The organism is Acinetobacter sp. YH12064 (assembly GCF_013419735.1).
Lineage (GTDB): Bacteria > Pseudomonadota > Gammaproteobacteria > Pseudomonadales > Moraxellaceae > Acinetobacter > Acinetobacter amyesii.
Genome location: NZ_VOZP01000020.1, coordinates 43,263 through 65,949, shown reverse-complemented (window position 1 = coordinate 65,949; position 22,687 = coordinate 43,263). Strand labels below are relative to the sequence as shown.

18 protein-coding genes are annotated in these 22,687 nt (G+C 41.5%); 10 read left to right on the top strand and 8 right to left on the bottom strand.

From position 1 onward, the window contains the following. Window positions 1-48: 48 nt before the first annotated feature. Window positions 49-1,272 (top strand): SAM-dependent methyltransferase, encoded by a 1,224-nt coding sequence (locus FTU13_RS16120; RefSeq protein ID WP_180128818.1) that lies wholly within the window; start codon window positions 49-51, stop codon window positions 1,270-1,272. Between the two features lie 11 nt (window positions 1,273-1,283). Beyond that, window positions 1,284-1,709, top strand: coding sequence for a GNAT family N-acetyltransferase (locus FTU13_RS16115; RefSeq protein ID WP_257226696.1), 426 nt, complete (start codon window positions 1,284-1,286; stop codon window positions 1,707-1,709). 79 nt (window positions 1,710-1,788) lie between these two features. Here FTU13_RS16115 and FTU13_RS16110 read toward each other — a convergent pair whose 3' ends face one another. The 3 genes from FTU13_RS16110 to FTU13_RS16100 all read right to left on the bottom strand — a co-directional run bounded on the left by FTU13_RS16110 (window position 1,789) and on the right by FTU13_RS16100 (window position 5,660). Then, a complete protein-coding gene (locus FTU13_RS16110; RefSeq protein ID WP_078190097.1) occupies window positions 1,789-2,127 on the bottom strand; it encodes a hypothetical protein in 339 nt (112 codons plus the stop codon). Window positions 2,128-2,311: 184 nt separating this feature from the next. Next, the gene (locus FTU13_RS16105) at window positions 2,312-4,444 is read right to left on the bottom strand and encodes a 3-hydroxyacyl-CoA dehydrogenase NAD-binding domain-containing protein (protein ID WP_180128820.1); all 2,133 of its coding nucleotides are present in this window, start codon (window positions 4,442-4,444) and stop codon (window positions 2,312-2,314) included. A 10-nt stretch (window positions 4,445-4,454) separates the two neighbouring features. Next, window positions 4,455-5,660: an acetyl-CoA C-acetyltransferase gene (locus FTU13_RS16100; protein ID WP_180128822.1), complete on the bottom strand. Its 1,206-nt coding sequence runs from the start codon at window positions 5,658-5,660 to the stop codon at window positions 4,455-4,457. Window positions 5,661-5,866: 206 nt separating this feature from the next. Here FTU13_RS16100 and FTU13_RS16095 point away from each other — a divergent pair, with 206 nt between their 5' ends. Then, entirely contained in the window at window positions 5,867-6,136 is a 270-nt protein-coding gene (locus FTU13_RS16095; protein WP_180022851.1) for a hypothetical protein, read from the top strand. 50 nt (window positions 6,137-6,186) lie between these two features. Here the strand turns inward: FTU13_RS16095 and FTU13_RS16090 are convergent, their stop codons facing one another. Beyond that, window positions 6,187-7,197, bottom strand: coding sequence for an AraC family transcriptional regulator (locus tag FTU13_RS16090; RefSeq protein ID WP_180005120.1), 1,011 nt, complete (start codon window positions 7,195-7,197; stop codon window positions 6,187-6,189). A gap of 210 nt (window positions 7,198-7,407) precedes the next feature. Here FTU13_RS16090 and FTU13_RS16085 point away from each other — a divergent pair, with 210 nt between their 5' ends. The 5 genes from FTU13_RS16085 to FTU13_RS16065 all read left to right on the top strand — a co-directional run bounded on the left by FTU13_RS16085 (window position 7,408) and on the right by FTU13_RS16065 (window position 14,947). After that, complete coding sequence (locus tag FTU13_RS16085; RefSeq protein ID WP_180092515.1) at window positions 7,408-8,529, top strand: CaiB/BaiF CoA-transferase family protein; 1,122 nt, start codon at window positions 7,408-7,410, stop codon at window positions 8,527-8,529. A 216-nt stretch (window positions 8,530-8,745) separates the two neighbouring features. After that, the gene (locus FTU13_RS16080; protein ID WP_257226701.1) at window positions 8,746-9,984 is read left to right on the top strand and encodes a carbohydrate porin; all 1,239 of its coding nucleotides are present in this window, start codon (window positions 8,746-8,748) and stop codon (window positions 9,982-9,984) included. A 170-nt stretch (window positions 9,985-10,154) separates the two neighbouring features. After that, window positions 10,155-12,560, top strand: a complete 2,406-nt coding sequence (locus tag FTU13_RS16075; protein WP_180128824.1) for a glucose/quinate/shikimate family membrane-bound PQQ-dependent dehydrogenase — start codon at window positions 10,155-10,157, stop codon at window positions 12,558-12,560. A gap of 265 nt (window positions 12,561-12,825) precedes the next feature. Continuing rightward, a complete protein-coding gene (locus FTU13_RS16070) occupies window positions 12,826-14,469 on the top strand; it encodes a nitrite/sulfite reductase (RefSeq protein WP_078190090.1) in 1,644 nt (547 codons plus the stop codon). Beyond that, a complete protein-coding gene (locus FTU13_RS16065) occupies window positions 14,462-14,947 on the top strand; it encodes a DUF934 domain-containing protein (protein ID WP_168379542.1) in 486 nt (161 codons plus the stop codon). The genes FTU13_RS16070 and FTU13_RS16065 overlap by 8 nt, the downstream gene beginning before the upstream one ends. A 69-nt stretch (window positions 14,948-15,016) precedes the next feature. Here FTU13_RS16065 and FTU13_RS16060 read toward each other — a convergent pair whose 3' ends face one another. The 3 genes from FTU13_RS16060 to FTU13_RS16050 form a co-directional block, all read right to left on the bottom strand. Next, entirely contained in the window at window positions 15,017-15,466 is a 450-nt protein-coding gene (locus FTU13_RS16060) for a VOC family protein (protein WP_180128826.1), read from the bottom strand. Window positions 15,467-15,672: 206 nt separating this feature from the next. Next, the gene (locus tag FTU13_RS16055; RefSeq protein ID WP_180026710.1) at window positions 15,673-16,848 is read right to left on the bottom strand and encodes a thiolase family protein; all 1,176 of its coding nucleotides are present in this window, start codon (window positions 16,846-16,848) and stop codon (window positions 15,673-15,675) included. Window positions 16,849-16,961: 113 nt separating this feature from the next. After that, window positions 16,962-17,483, bottom strand: a complete 522-nt coding sequence (locus tag FTU13_RS16050; protein ID WP_180128827.1) for a GspH/FimT family pseudopilin — start codon at window positions 17,481-17,483, stop codon at window positions 16,962-16,964. 378 nt (window positions 17,484-17,861) lie between these two features. Between FTU13_RS16050 and omp38 the strand changes: the two genes are divergently transcribed. Together omp38 and FTU13_RS16040 are read left to right on the top strand one after the other, a co-directional pair. Further along, window positions 17,862-18,911 carry an outer membrane protein Omp38 gene (omp38, locus tag FTU13_RS16045; protein ID WP_180128828.1) on the top strand — a complete coding sequence of 350 codons (1,050 nt, stop codon included), beginning with the start codon at window positions 17,862-17,864 and terminating at the stop codon, window positions 18,909-18,911. Window positions 18,912-19,325: 414 nt separating this feature from the next. Further along, window positions 19,326-21,503, top strand: a complete 2,178-nt coding sequence (locus tag FTU13_RS16040; protein ID WP_180128830.1) for a TonB-dependent siderophore receptor — start codon at window positions 19,326-19,328, stop codon at window positions 21,501-21,503. A gap of 65 nt (window positions 21,504-21,568) precedes the next feature. Here FTU13_RS16040 and FTU13_RS16035 read toward each other — a convergent pair whose 3' ends face one another. Further along, complete coding sequence (locus tag FTU13_RS16035; RefSeq protein WP_180128831.1) at window positions 21,569-22,633, bottom strand: aldehyde reductase; 1,065 nt, start codon at window positions 22,631-22,633, stop codon at window positions 21,569-21,571. Window positions 22,634-22,687 lie beyond the last annotated feature (54 nt).

Sequence of the window (22,687 nt, the reverse complement as noted above, 5' to 3'; positions counted from 1 at the left end):
GTGTAAGAAGATTTAAAATTGTTTTGCAAATTTATCTAGGTTTATATTATGTCATCTTTGGCTTCTCCCTCTACGCAAGAGCAGCAATTTTTAGCAGCCTTTCAGCAAGCCATTGAAACACAGCGTTTTGATCGCATGATCTTGAGTCAGTATAAAGGTGAATTAGACCAATTAGAAAAAATGACCTTGCGAGTCATTTCGCTGCAAGGTGAGTCATTTCTCAGCTGTTTATATCGTTACAAAACCCAAGACATCACCAAAAACTATCCAATCGCATCCGCATATCAACAAGTCGAAAGTTTATTGAGTTGTTGTAAGCAAGCCAACCTGATGACCTTGGATGAAGAAATTCAGCTCAAAAAAAATAAAAAGAAAGCGATGCTAAGCATCAGCAAAAAGCAGCCAGCCTTAGGGAAAATTCCTACGGAGCAGCAAGGACATGATCGAGCGAAACATCGCTATGTCGATCAAAACAGTTATTTCTTACAGCCACTCGGTATTACGGATGCAAAAGCACAAATTATTCCGAGCATGGCACGTAAATGGAAACAAATTAATAAATTTGTAGAAATTTTTTCAGGCGCTTTAAGCCAGATCAAAGAGAGCGATCAATCTCTACATGTCGTGGATTTTGGTTCAGGTAAAGGCTATCTGACTTTTGCATTATATGATTATTTAGCAAAACACCAGCAAGTGCCTAAAGTGACAGGGGTTGAGCTAAATCCGAAAATGGTGGAATTTTGCCAAAGCGTTGCGCAGCAGTCGAATTTCAGCCAACTGGATTTTTTCCAAGGCGATGTTCGTACATATGCGCCTGAGCGCTTAGATGTCATGATTGCACTGTACGCCTGTGATGTGGCAACGGACTTTGCGATTCATACCGGTATTCGATTAAATGCGCAAATGATCATGTGTGCGCCGTGTTGTCATAAAGAACTGCGTCCGCAATTGAAAGCGCCGCAAGTACTTGCACCGATGTTGCAATTTGGTATTCATGCAGGCCAGCAAGCAGAAATGCTCACCGACACGATTCGTGCACTTTTATTAAAAGCATATGGTTATGAAACCAAAGTCTTTGAATTTGTGGCACTTGAACATACCAGTAAAAATAAAATGATCTTGGCAACCAAACGTGCAGACTATGTCGAACCTGATCAAGCGGTATTGGCACAGATTCAAGCTTTAAAAGACATGTATGGCATTCAAAAGCATTCGTTAGAATTATTGTTGAATGATCAATGGGACCAGCAAGATATTGGCTGTAAATGCTAAAGGATGAAGGGATGCAGCAGTTAAATATTCAATTCGGACCGTGGGAGCAACTGGCATCTGCAGCTCGACCGATACGTGAACAGGTCTTTATTTTAGAACAGCAGATATCGCCCGCGGATGAGTGGGATGCAGAAGATGCGATTTCACTGCATTTTATTGTTCATGATGGGATAAAAGCTGTTGCAACTGCTCGTTTGTTGAAAAATAACAGTATCGGCCGTGTTGCTGTTTTAAAGGCTCATCGCGGTCAGGGGATTGGTAAAATCTTGATGCAAGCCATCATTCAACAAGCGACATTAGAGCAACGTGAATATTTAAAACTATCTTCACAAGTGCATGCTATCCCTTTTTATGCAGCGTTGGGTTTTGTTGTTGAAGGTGATGAATATTTAGATTGTGGTATTCCGCATCAAGATATGTATATGGCTTTGGCTTAAATACTTAAAATTGGACAGCTATAAATAAAAAACGCTTAATATTTTAAGCGTTTTTTATTTGCATAGATTGGGTCAAAGCTTAGTGACCATGATCATTCGATGCAGTAGGTTCAGGGCTCATGTCATCCATATGTGCATGTTGTTCTTCGGTCATATGCATGTCTGCTGCAGTCGGTGCAGATGCTTCACGAGCTGCTTGATCAGCTTGCGCCTTTTTCAACGCTTCTTCTGACATCACAGGGGCATTTTTAAATGCATGCTGTTGAGTATTGTCTTTTTTCTGTTGGCTCGGCATATAGTCTGGTTCATTGGTCACAGCAAGCCAGAAAATACCCATGAATAGCGCACCTAAAATACAGAAGATAATCAGTGCTTTCCAGCCCCATGGTGATTTTTCAGGAGAAGTATGATCTGTCATAACAAGCTACTCAATCGGATAAAAAGAAATCAAAAAACTTGTTACTTTATAACATAAAACTGATGAGAGTTCGCGTAAATTCTAGGCTTGTTTGCAAACACGCGACTGAGAAGGAAAATAAAAAGGAGCCGAAGCTCCTTTTGATGTGATTGAACAGCAAAATTTGCATGCTCAAAATGAATAATTAAATCTGCTCAGCTTTCGCCACTTTGTCTTTCAGCAATTGCGGTGCTTTGAAGCGTTCGCCATATTTTGCTTCTAGTGTATTGGCACGTAATAGCGCTTTTTCCAAACCATATTGGTTTAAAAATTGAAGTGCACCACCTGTCCAAGGGGCAAAACCAATCCCGAAGATTGATCCGACATTACCATCTACTGTTGATTCAAGTACGCCTTCTTCTAGGCAGCGTAGCGTATCGAGCGACTGTACAAATAGGAAGCGGTCAATCATTTCCTGTTCAGAAATAGCATTATCATTCTGCCATTTGCTCAAGCCATCCCAGAGGTGCTTTTTACCGCCTTCAGGATATTCATAAAAACCTGCGCCGGCAGCTTTACCTTTACGTCCGAACTCATGAATCATTGTCTGAATCACCTCATCCGCACCTGAACGAGGCAGGTCTTTGCCTTCGGTTTGTAGGGCTTTACGTGTTTCATTTGCAACATGCTCAGAGAGTGTTAAAGACACTTCATCTTGAATCGCCAATGGGCCTACAGGCATGCCAGCTTTCAGAGCTGCCATTTCAATGCGGGCAGGGTGTACGCCTTCAGACAGTAGACGTAAACCTTCTTGCACAAAGGTGCCAAAGACACGGCTGGTAAAGAAGCCACGGCTGTCATTCACCACAATTGGTGTTTTGCCAATTTGCTGTACATAGTCATAGGCTTTGGCTAAGGTTTCAGCCGACGTGTTTTTACCTTTAATAATTTCCACCAATTGCATTTTGTCGACAGGACTAAAGAAATGTAGACCGATAAATTTAGCTTGATCTTGAGATGCATTGGCTAAGCCTGAAATTGGCAAGGTTGAAGTATTGGATGCCATTACGCCATTGGCTGCCAAGTAACTTTCTGCTTCTTGAGTCACTTTGGCTTTGAGTTCGACATTTTCAAATACCGCTTCAATGATCAAGTCGCAGCCTTGTAAGTCGGCAGCATCTGCAGTGGCATGAATCAGTCCTAAAACTTGATCACGTTTTTCTGCACTTAAACGGCTTTGAGATACTTTTTTATCTAGCAGTTTTTGGCTATAGGCTTTGCCTTTTTCAGCAGCTTCAACAGAAACATCTTTGAGTACAACTGCAATGCCTTTTGATGCTGTGGCATAAGCGATGCCTGCACCCATCATGCCTGCGCCTAAAATACCAACTTTGGTGGCTTGCCATTTCGCGACGTCTTTTGGACGGCTTGCACCAGACTTAATAGCGTTGAGACCATGCCAGAAGGTGCCGATCATATTTTTAGAAATTTGACCGGTTGCAAGGTAAGTAAAGTAACGTGATTCAATCGTGAGCGCCGTATCAACATCGACCTGAGCGCCTTCAACCGCAGCTGACATAATGGCTTCAGGCGCAGGGTAACAGCCCTTGGTTTTGTCACGTAGCATAGCGGGGGCAATGGCGAGCATTTGCGCCACAGCAGGAGTCGATGGCGTACCGCCCGGAATTTTATAGCCTTTTACATCAAAGGGCTGCTGTGATTTTGGATTGGCTTTCACCCACGCAATGGCTTTGTCCATCAGGTCTTCAAGGCTATCTACAGTATCTTGAATCAGCCCCAATGATTTGGCTTTTTCGACACCAATTTGCTTGCCTTCCATTAAGAGTGGAAATGCATTTTGCAGACCCAATAAACGGACCATACGTACAATACCGCCACCGCCTGGCAGTAAGCCTAAAGTTACTTCAGGTAAGCCAAATTTTGCCTTAGCATCATTCAGTGCGATTCGATAATGACAGCCAAGAGCTAACTCCCAGCCACCGCCAAGCGCTGTACCATTTAAGGCTGCTACAACAGGAATGCCACGGGTTTCGATATAACGCAGTTTGGCTTTCATCTCTTCAATCATATTGAAGAATTCTGTCGCATGCTCAGGTGTAGCTTGAATCAGTTCGTCTAAGTCGCCGCCGGCAAAGAAGGTTTTTTTTGCGGAACGAAAAATAATCCCTACAATATTTTCATCTGCTTGCAGTTTGTCTACCGTTTCAGCCAGTGCCGTACGGAAGTCTGCATTCATGGTGTTGGCAGATTGGTTTTGAGAATCTAAAGTTAAAATGACGATATTGTCGGCATTTTTTTCAAATTGAATTGCACTCATTTTAGTCTCCTTATACCAACTCAATAATCGTTGCGATGCCCATACCACCGCCCACACACAAGGTCGCTAAACCGCGCTTTTTACCTTGGCGTTCCAGTTCATCCATCAGGGTGCCTAAAATCATGGCGCCTGTTGCACCCAGCGGATGTCCTAATGCAATTGCACCGCCATTCACATTAACTTTGGCAGGGTCCACCTTGAGTTCGGTAATAAAACGCATCACGACTGCTGCAAAAGCTTCGTTCACTTCAAATAGGTCAATATCATCAATGGTTAAGCCAGCTTTAGCTAAGGCTTTACGTGCAGCAGGTGCAGGGCCAGTCAGCATAATGGTTGGGTCTGCACCCACCAATGCAGTTGCAAGCACTTTGGCGCGCGGTTTAAGACCTTGTTCTTTGACTGCTTTTTCAGAGGCAAGCAACACCACGGCAGCACCATCAACGATGCCCGATGAGTTGCCTGCATGGTGTACATGGTTGACTGCGCCGACTTCAGGATATTTTTGCAAGGCGATGGCATCAAAGCCCATTTGCCCCATCATGGCAAAACTTGGGTTGAGCTTGCCTAAGCCTTCTGCTGTGGTCGTTGGTTTAATAAATTCATCTTTGGCTAAAACAGTGACGCCTGCTTTGTCTTTAACTGGAACGACAGATTGGTCAAAATAACCATTGGCTTGCGCTGCGGCTGCTTTTTGCTGAGAGTTGGCTGCAAAGGCATCCACATCTGCTCGGCTATAACCGTCAATAGTGGCAATTAAATCGGCCCCAATGCCTTGCGGAATAAAATCACAAGCCATATTGGTTTCAGGGTCAAGCGCCCAAGGACCGCCATCTGAGCCCATCGGCACACGAGACATCGACTCTACACCGCCAGCCACCACAAGGTCTTCCCAGCCAGAGCGGACCTTTTGCGCGGCCATATTCACAGCTTCTAAACCTGATGCACAAAAACGGTTGATTTGAACGCCTGCCACATCATTATCCCATCCGGCCGCAATCGCTGCGGTTTTGGCAATGTCTGCGCCTTGGTCACCAATGGGGGTTACACAGCCCAGTACAATGTCGTCAACTGCAGCGGTATCAAATTGATGTCGGTTTTGTAATTCGTTCAATAAACCGGTCAGTAGGCTAATCGGTTTAACGGCATGTAGTGAACCGTCTTTTTTTCCTTTGCCGCGCGGTGTGCGAATGGCATCAATGATGTAAGCCTCGCTCATAATCCTGTCCCTATGATCTATAAATTTTTATTGGTTTTTTGAGTGTACGGATTAATCAACCCAGTGCAATGATGAGAACGGGCGAGTCGTTTGATATTTTTGGTCAACGCTTGCTGCTGAATAAGATAAAAATCAACCTGCATATTGAAAGCGAGGATCGGTTAAGATCAGTTGCTATCGATTCAGTACATATTGAAGATCTGCTTATGCATAAAAATGTGAAGCGAGTGTTGAAAGGTCTGGCTTGGCTTGTTTTTGCAGGCTGCTTAGGTTTTGTATGCTTGATCGGTTTTTATATTTATATGATCTATGGCATTCATCCCTCAGATGAGGGGACGGGCGGTTTAGCCTGTGAGTATGATCGAAATGATCATGTGACCAAGGCAGAAATGTATCGGATACAGGATGGCAAACGCGTGATCACGCCCGTCGATCCATTGCTTTGTCAAAAACAACGTGCAGATTTTCCGAAATAAAAAAACCTGATCGAGATCAGGTTTTAGAGAATGCTATTTTTGAATATTGCTTAATGATAACCATGTAATTGGCGATATAGGCCTGGTGTTACACCGGTCCACTTTTTAAATGCACGGTGGAAAGTACTGGTTTCACTAAAGCCGACTTGCTGTGCAACATCTTCAAGCGTTAAGTCTGGATTAAGCAATAAGTGAATTGCAGCATCTCGACGTAAAGCATCTTTTACACCTTGGTAGCTCTTACCTTCAGCGGCTAAACGACGACGTAGTGTTTGCGGCGATAGATACAGCATTGAAGCAACATCGTTTAAGGTTGGCATTTCTTCGCCAATTTGACTCTTCAGCACATCACGGATACGAGATGTTAATGAATTGGTATTTTTAAATTTAACCAATAACTGTGCAGGAGCCGCTTTTAAGAATTCTTCAAGCGTTTCTTCGTTTTGACGAATGGGTAAATCTAAATAATCCGCTGCAAATGTAATTTCAGTTCGTGGTGTATCAAACTGCATGACAGGTGCAAAAAACAAGGCATCATATTCGTCAGCATGTTCAGGTCGTTCATAACCGAAGTGAACACGCTCTAAAGGCAGACGACGTTCAATCAACCAAGAAGCGAGACCATGCCAAATCATCAGCATACTTTCTGTAATGAAATGGTCTGGGTCCATAGATTTTGGAATTTGAGGAACTAAACGTGCTTCGTGCTTATCACGTTCTAGTGTCACCGACCATTCATCACCAAACAGTTTGTAGAACTGCGAAGACAATTCGAGTGCATCACCGAGGGTTTTTGCATGAATAATCAATTGGCACATAATGGCAAAAGTACCCAAGCGGCGCGGTTGAATATCAAAACCGACGTGTTCGTCTTGGGTCACCATCCACAACATTTTAATAAAACGTGTGTATTGTTCAGGTGAAATACGGGCTTTGGGTTGGCGTAGAAGTTCAGCCTCAATGCCAACATGAGACAATAAAGTTTCGACATCCATGCCGAGACGTCTCACACCAGTTAAGGCTGCGTTGACGAAATGGATACTGATCGTATCACGACTCATGTTTAATCCTTCAGTCTCTTTAATGTTCACAAATGTTTGACCTAAATGACGCTAAAAAAAGAAATCATGGCAATTTACAACAGCGGTTTTGCCATTTTTACATGGTAAATTGCCGAAACTATCAAGGTAAATGGCTGAACATGACATTGTTTTAATCATTTTATATTTCTACCATGGATAAAAAATCTACACAATTAGAGAAAAATATCCATGGAAGCTGCTTTAAAAGGATTGAAAGTACTCGACTTTTCGACATTACTCCCAGGGCCATTTGCGACCTTGTATTTGGCTGACATGGGTGCGGAAGTTGTGCATATTGAGTCACCGACGCGTCCCGATCTAGTTCGTTTGATGCCACCTTATGCCAATGGGCAAGCCACAGCGCATAGTTATTTAAATCGCAATAAACAATCCATCGCATTAGATTTAAAAGATCCGAAAAGTATTGAATTGATCAAAGCCAAAATTTCAGATTTTGATATTGTGGTAGAACAATTTCGTCCAGGTGTCATGCAACGCTTGGGTTTGGATTATGCAGTTTTGGCCGAAATTAATCCGCGACTTATTTACTGCTCGATTACGGGTTATGGTCAAACCGGACATTACAAAGACCGCGCAGGGCATGACATCAATTACTTGGCTTTATCAGGCATTTCAGGTCATAGCGGACGCCAAGATAGTGGCCCGCCACCGATGGGGATTCAAATCGCCGATGTAGCAGGTGGATCAATGCATGCAATTACTGGCATCTTAGCTGCGGTGATTGAGCGTTACCGTAGCGGTTTAGGACAATATATTGATATTTCCATGACCGATTGCGCTGTCGCATTGAACAATATGGCTGCAGCTGGCGTATTGGCTGCCAATGCTGTAACAGCCGCAGAAACTGCACATCTGAATGGCGGAAGTTTCTATGACTATTATCGAACCCAAGATGGTCGTTATCTGTCTATAGGTGGTTTGGAGCCACAGTTTTTACATGGATTGGCGCAAATTCTAGATTTACCCGCTTTAGCGACGCAAGGCATGTCATTTGATCCACAAGATCAGACTGAAATTAAGCATGCAATTGCCAGCAAGATACTGACCAAAACATGGGCTGAGTGGAAAAAGATTTTTGCCTCTCAAGATGTCTGTGTGGAACCAGTTTTAAGTTTGGACGAAGCTCTAAATTCACAATTGGCCCAAGAGCGGCATTGGTGTGTTGAAGTTCCGCTACAAGAAGGCGACACAATGACACAAACTCAACTGGCATGTCCGATTAAATTTTCTAGATCAGCATTGATTTATACCCATGTGGGTAAAACTTTAGGTGCGGATAATTGGTTATGAACGGTATAAAAAAAGGTGATAAGTTAAACAATAAAACCTTTAAAATCTCTTAATTAGATAAACATCTATGTAAATATTGAGAGTTATTAACAAAAAAATAAATAAATTATACAAATGTGAGAGTATTATATGAACTATTAACACAATTGGTATATAGGTCTCCAAATGAAAATAGCTGTGAGTAAACTTGGATCTTTATATCTTAGCCTCGGAATAATGCTTGCGGGTTCAGCAACCCAAGCGGCAACTACTGCAGATGCTTTCAGTTCTGAAAGCCCATGGATGTTCGGTGATTGGAACGGTCAACGAACAGCTCTCCAACAGAAAGGTTACGATTTTAGTTTTAGTTATGGTGGCGAATTAGCCACTTTGTTAGATGCAAGGCATGCTTCTGGTCATGGCACTGAATATGCGGACCAATTCGCGATCGGGGCACATCTCGATTTAGAAAAAATTGCGGGTTGGAAAGATACCGAAGCGCAAATCAATATCACTGAACGTAATGGTCGTTCATTGTCTCAAACTTCAGATGCATTAAATGGTCATTTAAGTGCAACACAAGAAGTGTGGGGTCGTGGTCAAACTTGGCGTTTGACTGATTTTTGGATCAAGAAAAAATTCTTAGACCAAAAATTAGATATTAAAGTCGGTCGTTTTGGTGAAGGTGAAGATTTCAACAGCTTTGACTGTGACTTTCAAAACTTAGCACTTTGTGGTTCACAAGTGGGTAACTGGGTCGGTGACCAATGGTACAACTGGCCAGTCAGCCAATGGGCTGCTCGCGTGAAATATAACATTCAGCCTGAACTCTATGCACAAGTCGGGGTTTATGAATACAACCCTGAAAATCTAAAACGTGGTAAAGGTTGGAACTTGAGTACTGATGGTTCTAAAGGTGCGATTATTCCTGCTGAAGTGGTGTGGACTCCAAAAGTGGGGACACAAAAGCTACCGGGTGAATACCGTGCAGGTTACTACTACAGTACCGCTGATGCCGATGTCATTGATAGCCCAGTAAATGAAAAAGATCACCATCAAGGTGGTTGGATTGTGGCGAAACAACAACTGACAGCACACAAAGACGATGCTTCACGTGGCTTAAGCGGTTTTGTGAATGTCACCGTGCATGACTCAGACACCAACAATGTGAGTGATATGCAAAACATTGGCTTGGTCTACAAAGGTGCATTCGATGCACGTCCTCAGGATGAAATTGCGATTGGTTTAGGTCGTATCAGCATTAATGATGATGTGAATGATGCCAATATTGCCAATAACAGCGTTGATGCACGCGGTCTACAAAGTGAAGAGTATGACGCAGAAATTTACTACGGTATTCATGCAGCAAACTGGCTGACTATTCGTCCAAATATTCAATATATCCGTCACGTCGGTGCTTACAAAAATGGTGAGAATGCGTGGGTCGGCGGTATCAAATTTCAAACAGCATTTTAATTGATGTCAAATTAGAGTTCTTATAAAAGCAATTCGGTAATTCTGAGAAAAATTACGATATTTCCTCTTGAATTGTTTTTGTAACAACTTCTCTTTGCGACATAAAAACGTTGGTGTGTTGAATGTGTTTCACGCACCAAATACAACATTCGACAATAGAGGTGGTCAACATGAGCAACCCATCTACCGGAACTGGGATGCGAACATTTACCGTCGTTGTGATGGCAATTTTCGCCTTGGTTCTATTGATTGGTGGTATCTGGCTGGCAGTCCTTGGCGGTTCTTGGTACTACATTATCGCCGGCCTGTTAATGCTGGCTTCAGCAATATACTTAAGAAAAATTCAAAACAGTTCTTTATACATTTATGCAGCGTTGATGCTGGGTACAGTGATTTGGGGACTTTGGGAGGCAGGGTCTGACTTTTGGGCACTTGCACCGCGTTTTGATATTTTAGGCTTATTGGGCCTTTGGTTACTGATTCCTGCCGTGACACGCGGTATGGAAAATGGCAAAACTGCGAAAATTACATTATCAGGCACACTGGTGATTGCGATTATCGTGATGATCTATTCAATTTTTAATGATCCGCAAGAAATTCACGGTGAAATTAAAAATGCACAACCTCAAACAGCCAAAGCGATTGAGGGTATTGCTCCTGAAGATTGGCCTGCCTATGGTCGTACACAAGGTGGTGTACGTTATTCTCCACTCACCCAAATCAATAGCGACAACGTTAAAGATTTAGAAGTAGCATGGACTTTCCGTACAGGTGAGTTACCAACAGAAAATGACTCAGGTGAAACCACAAACCAAGTCACTCCGATTAAAGTCGGCAATGACATGTTTATGTGTACAACTCACCAACGTTTAATTGCACTTGATCCTGCGACAGGTAAACAAAAATGGGCATTCGATCCTAAGCTTAAAGCGGACAATACCTATCAACATTTAACATGTCGTGGTGTGTCTTATTTTGACGCTGCAAATACCACTCAGTTTGCAAAAAGCTTAGAGAACAAACGCTCGACTTCTACTGAATGTCCGCGCAAAGTGATCTTGCCTGTAAATGATGGTCGTTTGGTTGCAGTCAATGCTGACACAGGTAAAGCATGTAGTGATTTTGGTCATAACGGCGAAGTCGATCTACAAAAAGATATGCCTTATCCGTATCCGGGCGGTTATATCCCAACTTCACCTCCAGTGGTTACTGGCACAACCATTGTGATTGGCGGTTCAACTACCGATAACTTCTCGACTAAAGAGCCATCTGGTGTCATCCGTGGTTATGATGTCAATACCGGTGAATTATTGTGGATCTTTGATACAGGGGCGGAAGATCCAAATGCCATGCCAGGCGAAGGTCAAAAATACTCTGTAGCCTCACCGAATGCATGGGCACCTTTAGCATATGACGAAAAACTTGACATCGTTTATGTGCCAACAGGTGTAGGCACACCAGACATTTTTGGTGGTCACCGTACGCCATTAGATGAACGCTATGCAAACTCAATGTTGGCATTAAATGCATCAACAGGTAAATTAATTTGGAATTTCCAAACCACACATCATGATTTGTGGGATATGGATGTACCATCACAACCTTCATTGGCAGATATCAAAGATAAATCAGGTAATACTGTTCCTGCGATCTATGTCTTAACCAAAACAGGTAATGCATTCGTCCTTGACCGTAGTACTGGTAAAGCGATTGTGCCAATCACCGAAAAAGCGGTTCCACAAACTGTAAAACGTGGTCCACAAACTAAAGGTGAGCATTATTCTGCAACTCAACCGTTCTCTGATTTTGATTTAGCACCAAAAGATAAATTGACTGATAAACAAATGTGGGGTGCCACTATGTTTGACCAGTTGATGTGTCGTGTGTATTTCAAATCATTAAACTACGACGGTATTTATACACCACCTTCTGAAAATGGCACATTGGTATTCCCTGGTAACCTTGGGGTATTTGAATGGGGTGGTATGTCGGTGAACCAAGACCGTCAAGTTGCTGTGATGAACCCAATTGGCTTGCCATTTGTCACTAAGTTGATTCCTACAGATCCAAACCGTGAGCAAACTGCGAAAGGTGCGGGTACTGAACAAGGCGTGCAACCGATGTATGGCGTACCTTATGGTGTGGAAATCAAAGCCTTCTTGTCACCACTTGGCTTACCTTGTAAACAACCTTCATGGGGCTTTACTGCAGGTGTAGATTTAAATACACATGAAGTGGTCTGGAAAAAACGTATTGGTACAATTCGAGACAGTTTACCGAAATTGTTCCAATTACCTGCTGTGAAAATTGGTGTACCGGGTCTTGGTGGATCAATCTCGACTGCTGGTAATGTCATGTTTGTAGGCGCAACACAAGATAACTATATCCGTGCAATCAATGTAACGAATGGTGATACTTTGTGGGAAGGTCGTCTACCAGCAGGTGGTCAAGCGACTCCAATGACTTATGAAGCAAATGGTAAACAATATGTTGTGATCATGGCTGGTGGTCATGGTTCATTTGGTACAAAACTTGGTGATTACCTTGTTGCGTATGCTTTACCAGATAAAAAATAAGTGATTTTACATCGCTAAATAAAAAGCCCGATTTATCGGGCTTTTTATTGGCTTAAATTCTTTATGTAAATTTATGCTAAGTAATGGAGAAATAATTCAATATATTAATAAATAAAAAGTAAATGACCGGAATCCGCTATATCAGTGAAATTGCGACAGTCTTATCAATAAAATCGCTATTAAATATGTAAAAAACGCATTTTCTTGATAGATAAAATCTCGTTATGCTGTGCATTGTTATAATAGAAATTACTAGCTGTACGCCATGTATTTATATACTGATTTTGACCAGCAACTGGTTAATGAACGTGTTGCACAGTTCCGTGATCAAACGGAACGTTATTTAGCAGGTAAATTGACGGAAGATGAATACCGTCCACTGCGTCTTCAAAACGGCCTTTATGTACAGCGTTATGCACCGATGCTACGTATTGCAGTACCTTATGGCCTGATGAATTCTAAACAATTACGTAAAATTGCGTCATTGGCTCAGGACTATGACCGTGGTTATGCGCACGTATCTACTCGTCAAAACATTCAGTTTAACTGGCCTGCACTAGAAAATGTGCCTGATATGTTACAAGAGCTCGCATCTGTTCAAATGCATGCGATTCAAACTTCGGGTAACTGTATTCGTAACACAACTACTGACCAATATGCAGGTGTGGTTGCGGGTGAAATTGCTGACCCACGCCCAACGTGTGAATTGATTCGTCAATGGTCAACTTTCCACCCAGAATTCGCTTTCTTGCCACGTAAGTTCAAGATTGCAGTTTCAGCACTGGAAGAAACTGATCGTGCGGCAACGTCTTTCCATGATATCGGTGTGTATATCGTGAAAAATGAAGCAGGCGAGATTGGCTATAAAATCAAAGTTGGTGGTGGTTTAGGCCGTACACCAGTGATTGGTAGCTTTATTCGTGACTTCTTGCCACGTGAAGATTTGATTGCTTATTTAGAAGCGGTACTTCGTGTATACAACTTACACGGTCGTCGTGATAACAAATATAAAGCACGTATCAAAATTTTGGTGAAAGCATTAACACCAGAAGTATTTGCAGAGAAAGTGGAAGCTGAATTTGCACATACCATCAAAACTTTAAAAATTGATGCTGATACCTTGGCGAAAATGGATGAGAACTTCACACCATTTGATTACCAAGATTATGCGGATGAAGATTTTGCAGAGCAATTTGCCGCAGAGCCGAAATTTAAACAATGGTTCAACATCAACACCAATGCACATAAAGTCAAAGGTTACCGCATCGTTACGATTTCTTTGAAACGTGCGGGTATTGCACCGGGTGATATGACTGTTGAAGAAATGAACCTGATTGCTGACTTGGCTGACAAATATACCTTTGGTGAGTTCCGTACCACACATGAGCAAAACATTGCGCTTGTTGATGTACCGCAAAAAGATTTGTTTGATCTATGGAAAATCCTTGATCAACATAATCTTGCACGTGCGCATATTGGGTTCTTAACCGACATCATTTGCTGCCCAGGTGGTGACTTCTGTTCATTGGCAAATGCGAAATCGATTCCAATTTCTGAAGCGATCTCTCGTCGTTTTGATGACTTAGATACCATTTACAATTTAGGTAAATTGGATCTGAACATCTCTGGTTGTATGAATGCGTGTGGTCACCACCATGTCGGTAATATCGGTATTTTAGGTGTAGATAAAAAGGGTGCTGAGTTCTATCAAATCACTTTGGGTGGTAATGCCGACCATGATGCATCAATTGGTGACATCTTAGGCCCATCATTTGCAGCCGAAGTTGTACCAGACATTATTGAAGAAATCTTAAATACTTATCTAGACCTTCGTGCAGAAGGCGAAGAGTTTATTGATACTTACCGCCGTGTTGGCATCCAACCATTTAAGGAGCGTGCATATGCTTAATACAGCACTACAAGTCCTCTCTAAAGATGGCTCGATTGCAGACAATACTTACCAAGTCATTGGTGAAGATGGTGTGTTGCCACAAGGTGACGTGGTTTTAACAGTTGAGCAGTTAGATCAACTTGCGAATGTGTCTGGTAAAAAAGCACTTTTCGTAACGGTGGATGCTTCACCTGAAACCAATGAATTCCCGCTTGATCAGTTAGATGCAATCTTTATCGAGTTTGCTGGTTTTAACGATGGTCGTGGCTATTCATTTGCTGCGTTGTTACGTCGCCAAGGTTTTCAAGGCGAGCTACGTGCAACAGGTGATGTATTCAAAGATGTGTTGAACTACATGAAGCGTTCAGGTTTCGATACTTTTGTAGTGAAAGAAGGTAAAGATATTGCTGAAGCTGCTGCTGGCTTAGGTGATTTTACCAATCCATATCAAGCTTCAACTGCAGTGCCGCAAGCGCATTATCAAACTGGTGCTTAAGTGCCTTGATCAATAAAAAAGCCTCCATTCGGAGGCTTTTTTATTGATCGAAATACTTTTAATGAGTGATTATTCATTTTTAAGCTGGCAATTGACCATCCATTTAATTCCGAACTGATCGGTAAATGCGCCATAGAGTGCACCCCAAAAGGTCTTTTCGAGAGGCATTTCTATAGAGCCACTTTTGGACAATGCATCAAACAATCGTTTGGCTTCAGCTTGTTCACTGCTGTCTAAATTAATCGAAATATAGTGATTGCTGCCTAAGGTAAAGGGTTGATTGGATTGCGCACAGAATTGTTCGTTGACATCTGAGGCCATCAGCACGGTAAATTCATTGATCGGTAGGGAAATATGCATAATCTTTTGCTGATCTGCATCGGATAGTGAAATGCCTTCCTCAGCAGGCATATCACCATAACGCATCACATTGAGGAACTCTCCACCAAATACAGAACGATAAAAATTAAAGGCTGCTTCGGTATTGCCTTGAAAATTCAAGTAGTGATTGAGCTGCATAAAGGTCATCCATTTTTATTATGTCGACATTTATTTTAAGAGCCTTGGCTGACGTGTATGTGAACAATTTATGTCTAAAATGTAAGCATAAAAAATCCCTCTTACAGAGGGATTTTCAGTCTCCCTCCTTTATTAAAGGAGGGGTTAGGGGAGGATTAAAGAATATTCCCTCTAAATCGCCCTTTGTGAAGGGAGTCAGCAGAGGATTAAAGCAATTCAATCGCCACAGCAGTCGCTTCACCACCGCCAATACACAGCGCTGCAATACCACGTTTACCGCCTGTACGTTTTAATGCATGGATCAGCGTTAAGATAATGCGTGAACCTGTAGAACCAACAGGATGTCCAAGCGCACAAGCACCCCCGTTGATATTTACTTTTTCAGCATCTAATTTAAATTCATCAATAGGGCACATCGTGACCATGGCAAAAGCTTCATTAATTTCCCATAAATCGACATCAGCAACATTCCAACCCGATTTATCTAGAACTTTTTGAATTGCGCCTACAGGTGCAATAGTAAATTCTGAAGGATGCTGTGAATTTGATGCATAAGCCACAATTTTCGCTAGTGGATTTAAGCCCTTTGCTGATGCTTGTTCTGCTGATGTTAATACTAAAGCAGACGCACCATCAGAAATAGAACTGGCATTGGCAGCGGTAATTGTTCCATCTTTAGCAAAAGCAGGGCGCAGTGTTGGAATTTTTTCGATATTGGCGTTAAAAGGCTGTTCATCTTTATCGATAATCACATCGCCTTTACGACTCGAAACAGTGACAGGCACGATTTCGTCAGCAAAATAACCCTCAGTAATTGCAGTTTGAGCACGTTTAAGCGAGCGAATGGCGAAGTCATCCATTTGTTCACGTGTATAGCCTTTTGTGTTTGCCATATCCTGCGCAAAAGAGCCCATGAGTCGGCCCGTTTCTGCATCTTCTAGGCCATCTAAGAACATATGATCTTTAACGTCACCGTGGCCCATACGGTAGCCAGCTCGTGCTTTGGTCAAAACATAAGGGGCATTGGTCATAGACTCCATACCACCTGCAACTACGACTTGAGCTGATCCTGCCTTGATCATATCTGCCGCTTGCATCACGGCCTTCATACCTGAACCACACAGCTTGTTGATGGTTACGGCACCAGTTGAATCTGGAAGACCGGCTTTACGCATCGCTTGACGGGCAGGACCTTGTTTTAGGCCAGCCGGAAGCACACAGCCCATAATGACTTCTTCAACATCTGTCGGTTGTAAACCCGCGCGTTCGATGGCTGCTTTAATCGTAACTGCGCCTAATTCTGGTGCAGTGACAGCGGCTAAACTCCCTTGAAAACCACCCATTGCTGTACGGGCACCATTGACGATGACGATATCAGTCATTACATGTCTCCATTTTCTTATACATTAATATTTGAATACGTCAGCAGTATAAGTAAAATTGAACAGGAAAAAAGCAAATTTAAAAAGCTGTTTTGGACTCACCGGTTCTCAAATTAGCAACTGGCTGGGTTTTCAAATCGGATATGTCCCATTCGACTTAAGACTGCTCGGATCGGTTGAAGCGTTGATTTCGAACAGTAGTAGAAACTACCATTTGAACCATTGGGTAAACCGGAGCTAGCCTGAAAGGTTAGGCTCGGAATGTGTAAAGTCCCACGCCAAGACAGATCGCCATATTTTAAATTGAGTTTATCTTGCAGCAATATTTTTTCATTTGCGTCGACTTGACGGTTTTTATTACTGTCAATAAATATGATCAGACCACTGTTCCAGTTGTTAGGTTGGCAAAGTTTAAAGTTAAGACTAGGACAAATCACAATATTGGAGTGATAAATTGTGGCCTGAGCCCGTGCGAATGCATTGTGATTTTGAATAGTCGATTTGATGTTATTCGCTTCTCGCTGCGCCATTAAATTGTTGAAATGTGGTAAAGCTATCGTCACGATAATGACCATAATCGCGATTGAGACCAAAAGTTCAAATAACGTAAAGCCGGTTTCTTTATTGTAAAGCATTGATTTAATCCAAAATTTAATATTATTTTTATATGTCTAATGTTATATGTGTTTTTAATGGCGATATTAATTTTGAGTATAGAATTTTATTACTCAATTTTAGATAAAGCTGTTAAAATGAAAATAGCAAGTGACAATAGGCGATTCACTGCTCAAAATTGAGTAAAAATTTACCGAATTACAACGGAAATTGTAAGTAATTTTGTCAATAATTTACTTGATTAGATTAATCAAGCACTTGGAAAAAGAAAAAAGTGTTTGTATGATTCAGCGTGAATAGCTTAAAAAAAAAACTGGGGTATAAGAAAGCCTATCTCAGGATAGCCAATTTTTCGGCTTGAGCTTGAACAACAATTGTTATCTCTGGAGGATAAATCCATGAAAATGAGTCGTATTGCATTAGCAATGCTCGTAGCTGCTCCTTTAGCAGCTGCAAACGCAGGCGTAACTGTTACTCCATTAATGCTTGGTTACACTTTCCAAGATTCTGAACACAACAACAGCCGTGGCAACCTTACTGAAGGTCCAGAGCTACAAGACGACTTGTTTGTTGGTGCAGCACTTGGTGTTGAATTAACTCCATGGTTAGGTTTCGAAGCTGAATACAACCAAGTTAAAGGCGATGTGGATACTGATTGGGGTGAGTACAAACAAACTCAAATCAACGGTAACTTCTATGCTACTTCTGATTTGATCACTAAAAACTATGACAGCAAAGTTAAGCCATATGTATTGTTAGGTGCTGGTCACTACAAATACAAATTTGACGAAGCTGCTGCTCGTGGTTTAGGTGCTGACCGTGGTACTACTGAAGAAGGTACTTTGGGTAATGCTGGTCTAGGTGCTTTCTGGCGCTTAAACGATGCTTTATCTCTACGTACTGAAGCTCGTGCTACTTACAACATCGATGAAGATTTCTGGAACTACACAGCTTTAGCTGGTCTTAACGTAGTTCTTGGCGGTCACTTGAAACCTGCTGCTCCTGTAGTTGAAGTTGCTCCTGTAGCTCCAGTTGCTCCAGTTGCTCCAGCTCCTCAAGAGTTGACTGAAGATCTTAACATGGAACTTCGTGTGTTCTTTGATACAAACAAATCAAACATCAAAGATCAATACAAACCTGAAATCGCTAAAGTAGCTGAAAAATTAGGCGAATACCCTAATGCTACAGCTAAAATCGAAGGTCACACAGACAACACTGGTCCACGTGCTCTAAACGAACGTTTATCACTAGCTCGTGCTAACTCTGTTAAATCTTCACTTGTTAACGAATACAACGTTGACCCAGCTCGTTTATCTACTCAAGGTTTCGCGTGGGATCAACCGATCGCTGACAACAACACTAAAGAAGGCCGTGCTATGAACCGTCGCGTATTCGCTACGATTTCTGGTAGCCGTACTGTAGTGGCTCAACCTGGTCAAGCTCAATAATTTGAGTTTAACTTCGGTTAGAAAAAAGCGGCTCTTTTGAGTCGCTTTTTTTTTAAATTTACAAAAGGGACTTAAATTTGGCTAACAGGCACTAACTAAAATGCGTTATTAACTTTTGAATGTAAAAGGATTTATCTATTCATGTGGCAATTAAGCATGTAAAAATTCAAACTATTTGTATATTAATTAATCATTTATTTGCCTAAGAGCTTTAATTGAACATACACAGATTGTATTTATTTTTTTATAAAAGCAATAAAAAACAATTATTTACATTTGTATTATCTACAATTTATAAAAAATGAATATTTATATTTTTCATTAAAAAAGTATAATCATCGGGATTTATAATGCAGTTAAGAATTATTATAAATATAATAATGATTCTTATTCAAATAAATTAAGCGTTCAACAATGATCAATTTTCCAAAAACTCATTTAGTCCGTGCGATTTCAATCGCGATCTTAGGGGTGGGTACATCTGCAGTAGTAAATGCAGCAGAGCGAACCGTGCTTGAAACAATTGAAGTTGAAGTGCCAGCCGAAAAGCAGCTTGCAAATGGAAAATTGAAAGCGCAGACAGACCTTGGTGCATTGGGAAATCAAAAAATTGTTGATACGCCATTTAGCGTGACGGCATATAGCGAAAAACTGATTGAAGAACAGCAAGCGATCACCGTGGGTGAAGTGCTGAGAAATGATGCGAGTATCCGTATTACAACTAACCAAGGTCATTTAAACGAAAACTTTAATATTCGTGGCTTTGACATCAATCATGATGATATTGCATTGAATGGTATGTATGGTATGGCACCTTATGGGCGTGTACCAACTGAATTTTTAGATTCGGTTACTGTATTGAAAGGCCCGAATGCCCTGGTTGCCGGTATGTCGCCTGCTGGTGGGGTCGGTGGTGTGGTCATTGCTAAAACAAAGCGTGCTGATAAAGAAAAAACTCAAGTTTCAGCTTCAATGGAAGAAGGTGGTTTTTACCAATCAGGTTTTGACGTTTCGCGACGTTTTGGTGCTGAAAAAGAATTTGGTCTACGTGTGAATGGTGCTTATGGTCAAGGTGAGCACATTATTGAAGGCATGGAAGATAAACATGCATCAGGTGCAATTGCTGCAGACTATACAACGGATAAGTTAAAACTTAATTTTGATGCCTATGCGGTACGTGATGATCGTAATGGTGGGTCACCTGCAATGGTCGCGTTCGGCGTGAAAGACGCACATGGTCATATCTATAATGGCGTACTTGATGCGCCTAAAGGCGATACCAATTATTTTAGTAATTTAGAAGGTCATACAGATAGTGAGTTTGTAGGATTAAGTGGTGAATATGCATTCACGCCTGATTTAAATGTGTATGCGGGTGTAGGGCATATTGAAAAGGCCTATAGCGGACACATTTTTGGTACGCGTCTTGTCGTAGGGCAAGCAGATGGTCATGCTACATCTCAGTACTATCGTACGGGGTCATCTGAGTCGATTACATCAGCCAATACAGGTTTGCAATATAAGTTTAATACAGGTGCTGTAAAACATGCCTTAAATGTAAGAGCTGACTACTTGACCAAAGAAACAGATCAGCATGTGAAAGCGACGCAAGAGAATATTGAGTCAACCAATTTATATGATCCTAACACCACTATCGGTATGCCTTCAGCTTATCCTGTGGTTCAACCAAACTTAGACAATAAATATGTCAGCTATACGGTGTCTGATCAGATTTCGATGTTAAATGATAAATTGCAGCTGATTGTTGGTGCACGCTATCAGGATATCGATACCAAGAATTTACAAAGAAAGACTGGCTATCAAGATGATAAAATTTCGCCAAGCTTAGGTGTCGTGGTTAAACCTTTTGGTGAGAATCTTTCTATTTATGCAAACTATGTAGAGGGACTTTCTGAAGGGGTAACGGTGAATAACGTTGCAGATGCCAACAATAATGTCACCTTTGCGCCATTCCAAACCAAACAATATGAATTGGGTGCAAAATATCAAGTAGGTTCTTGGTTGAATACATTTGCCCTTTATCAAATTGAAAAACCATCGACCATGGTATCTTCATATTCTGATGGTCAACCCAATAGTACAATCAATCAAATTACCACAGATGATGCAGAAACACGTTCACATGGCGTGGAATGGGCATTTTCAGGAGAGATTTATACAGGTCTAAATCTGATGGGTAGTTTGGCTTATATCGATGCTGAATATACCAAAGCAGCGGTGAAAAATGGTGTAACTAATCAAGGCAATACGGTATATGGTATTCCTGACTTTACCGCAACGCTTGGCTTAGATTATGCGGTACCTTATGTAGATGGTTTAAATGTGAATGCGCGTGCAAATTATGTGAGTGAACAATATTTAAATGAAACTAATAGTCTTAAACTACCAGACTATACAATCTTAGATTTAGGTGCACGTTATAAAACCAATTTGGGTGGTGTAAATACTACATTCTTAGCCAATATTGCTAACGTGACTGATGAGAAATATTGGGAAGGTACATTCAACTCAGGTTATGTCTTAGTGGGTGGTCCACGTACCTATAAAGTCGGCGTGACTTTTGATTTCTAAGTTAGTTTAATTTTTTTAATATAAAAAGCCACCTATTTAAGGTGGCTTTTTTGTTAATGAGTGATTCACGGAATATATTGCTTCACCACACCGTCATCGAGGAGTTGTTGGAAATGCTCAACCACACTGTTTTGAATATTGCGGTATTCGATCCCTAATTCTTTCTTGCTCTTATCTGCATTAAAGTAAATTGGGTAACCCATATTCAGTTCAACAAACTTTCGCGGGAAACCTGCAAGAGGGCCAAAGGCTTTAAAGGCAAACTTCGGTAAGGTATTGCGCGGAAATGGAAATTTATTACCAAAATGCGAGCGTAATATTTTCCCCATTTCTAATAAACTTAAAGTACCACCACTAATAATATAACGTCCGCTTGCTGCAGGATTGAGAGCTGCTTGTACGTGCGCATCGGCAACATCGCGAACATCGACGATACCATTCCACATTGGTGGAACACCGGCCAAAGTCATGCCATTGGCAAACTGTTGTAGCACTTCAACGCTTCCTGACTGTGTTGACGCTGTTAAAGATGGCCCCATGACCAGTGCTGGATTAACACAGACCAGATCCCAACGGTTTTGTGCTTTTTGCATATCCCATGCTTTTCGCTCTGCCATAACTTTTGAATACGGATAAGGCTGATGAGTTTCTGAACTGGAGGTATTCCAATGCGATTCATCAAATTCATTATGCTCGGTCTGTAGAATATCAATGGCATCACCATAGGTTGATGCGATGCTTGAAGTCACGACAACACGTTGTACAGATTCTGTTTTATTGACACTGTTGAGTACATTTTCAGTGCCTAAAATAGCCGGCTCAATAATGTCTTTTATTGCGTCTTTATAGTTGGTCACAACAAAAGGGGATGCCATATGGATCACAATGTCACAACCTTGCATGGCTGAATCAAATGCACCCTCATCCAATAAATTGGCTTGGAACAGTTTTAAAGTGCCAGTTGTATCAGCTGCAATTTTTTCGAGATGTGCAAATCCTGATGTTTTATTCAGATCACGAACTGTGGCATGTACCGTGTGCCCTAATTCGAGTAAATTTTTGATGACCCAACTGGCAATATAGCCTGTCGCGCCTGTGACGAGTATCTGTCTTGTTGTCTTGCTATTCATATTCTTCAACTTTAATTGACGCATTTTTTTATCATATTGAGAATATTTAGTTTT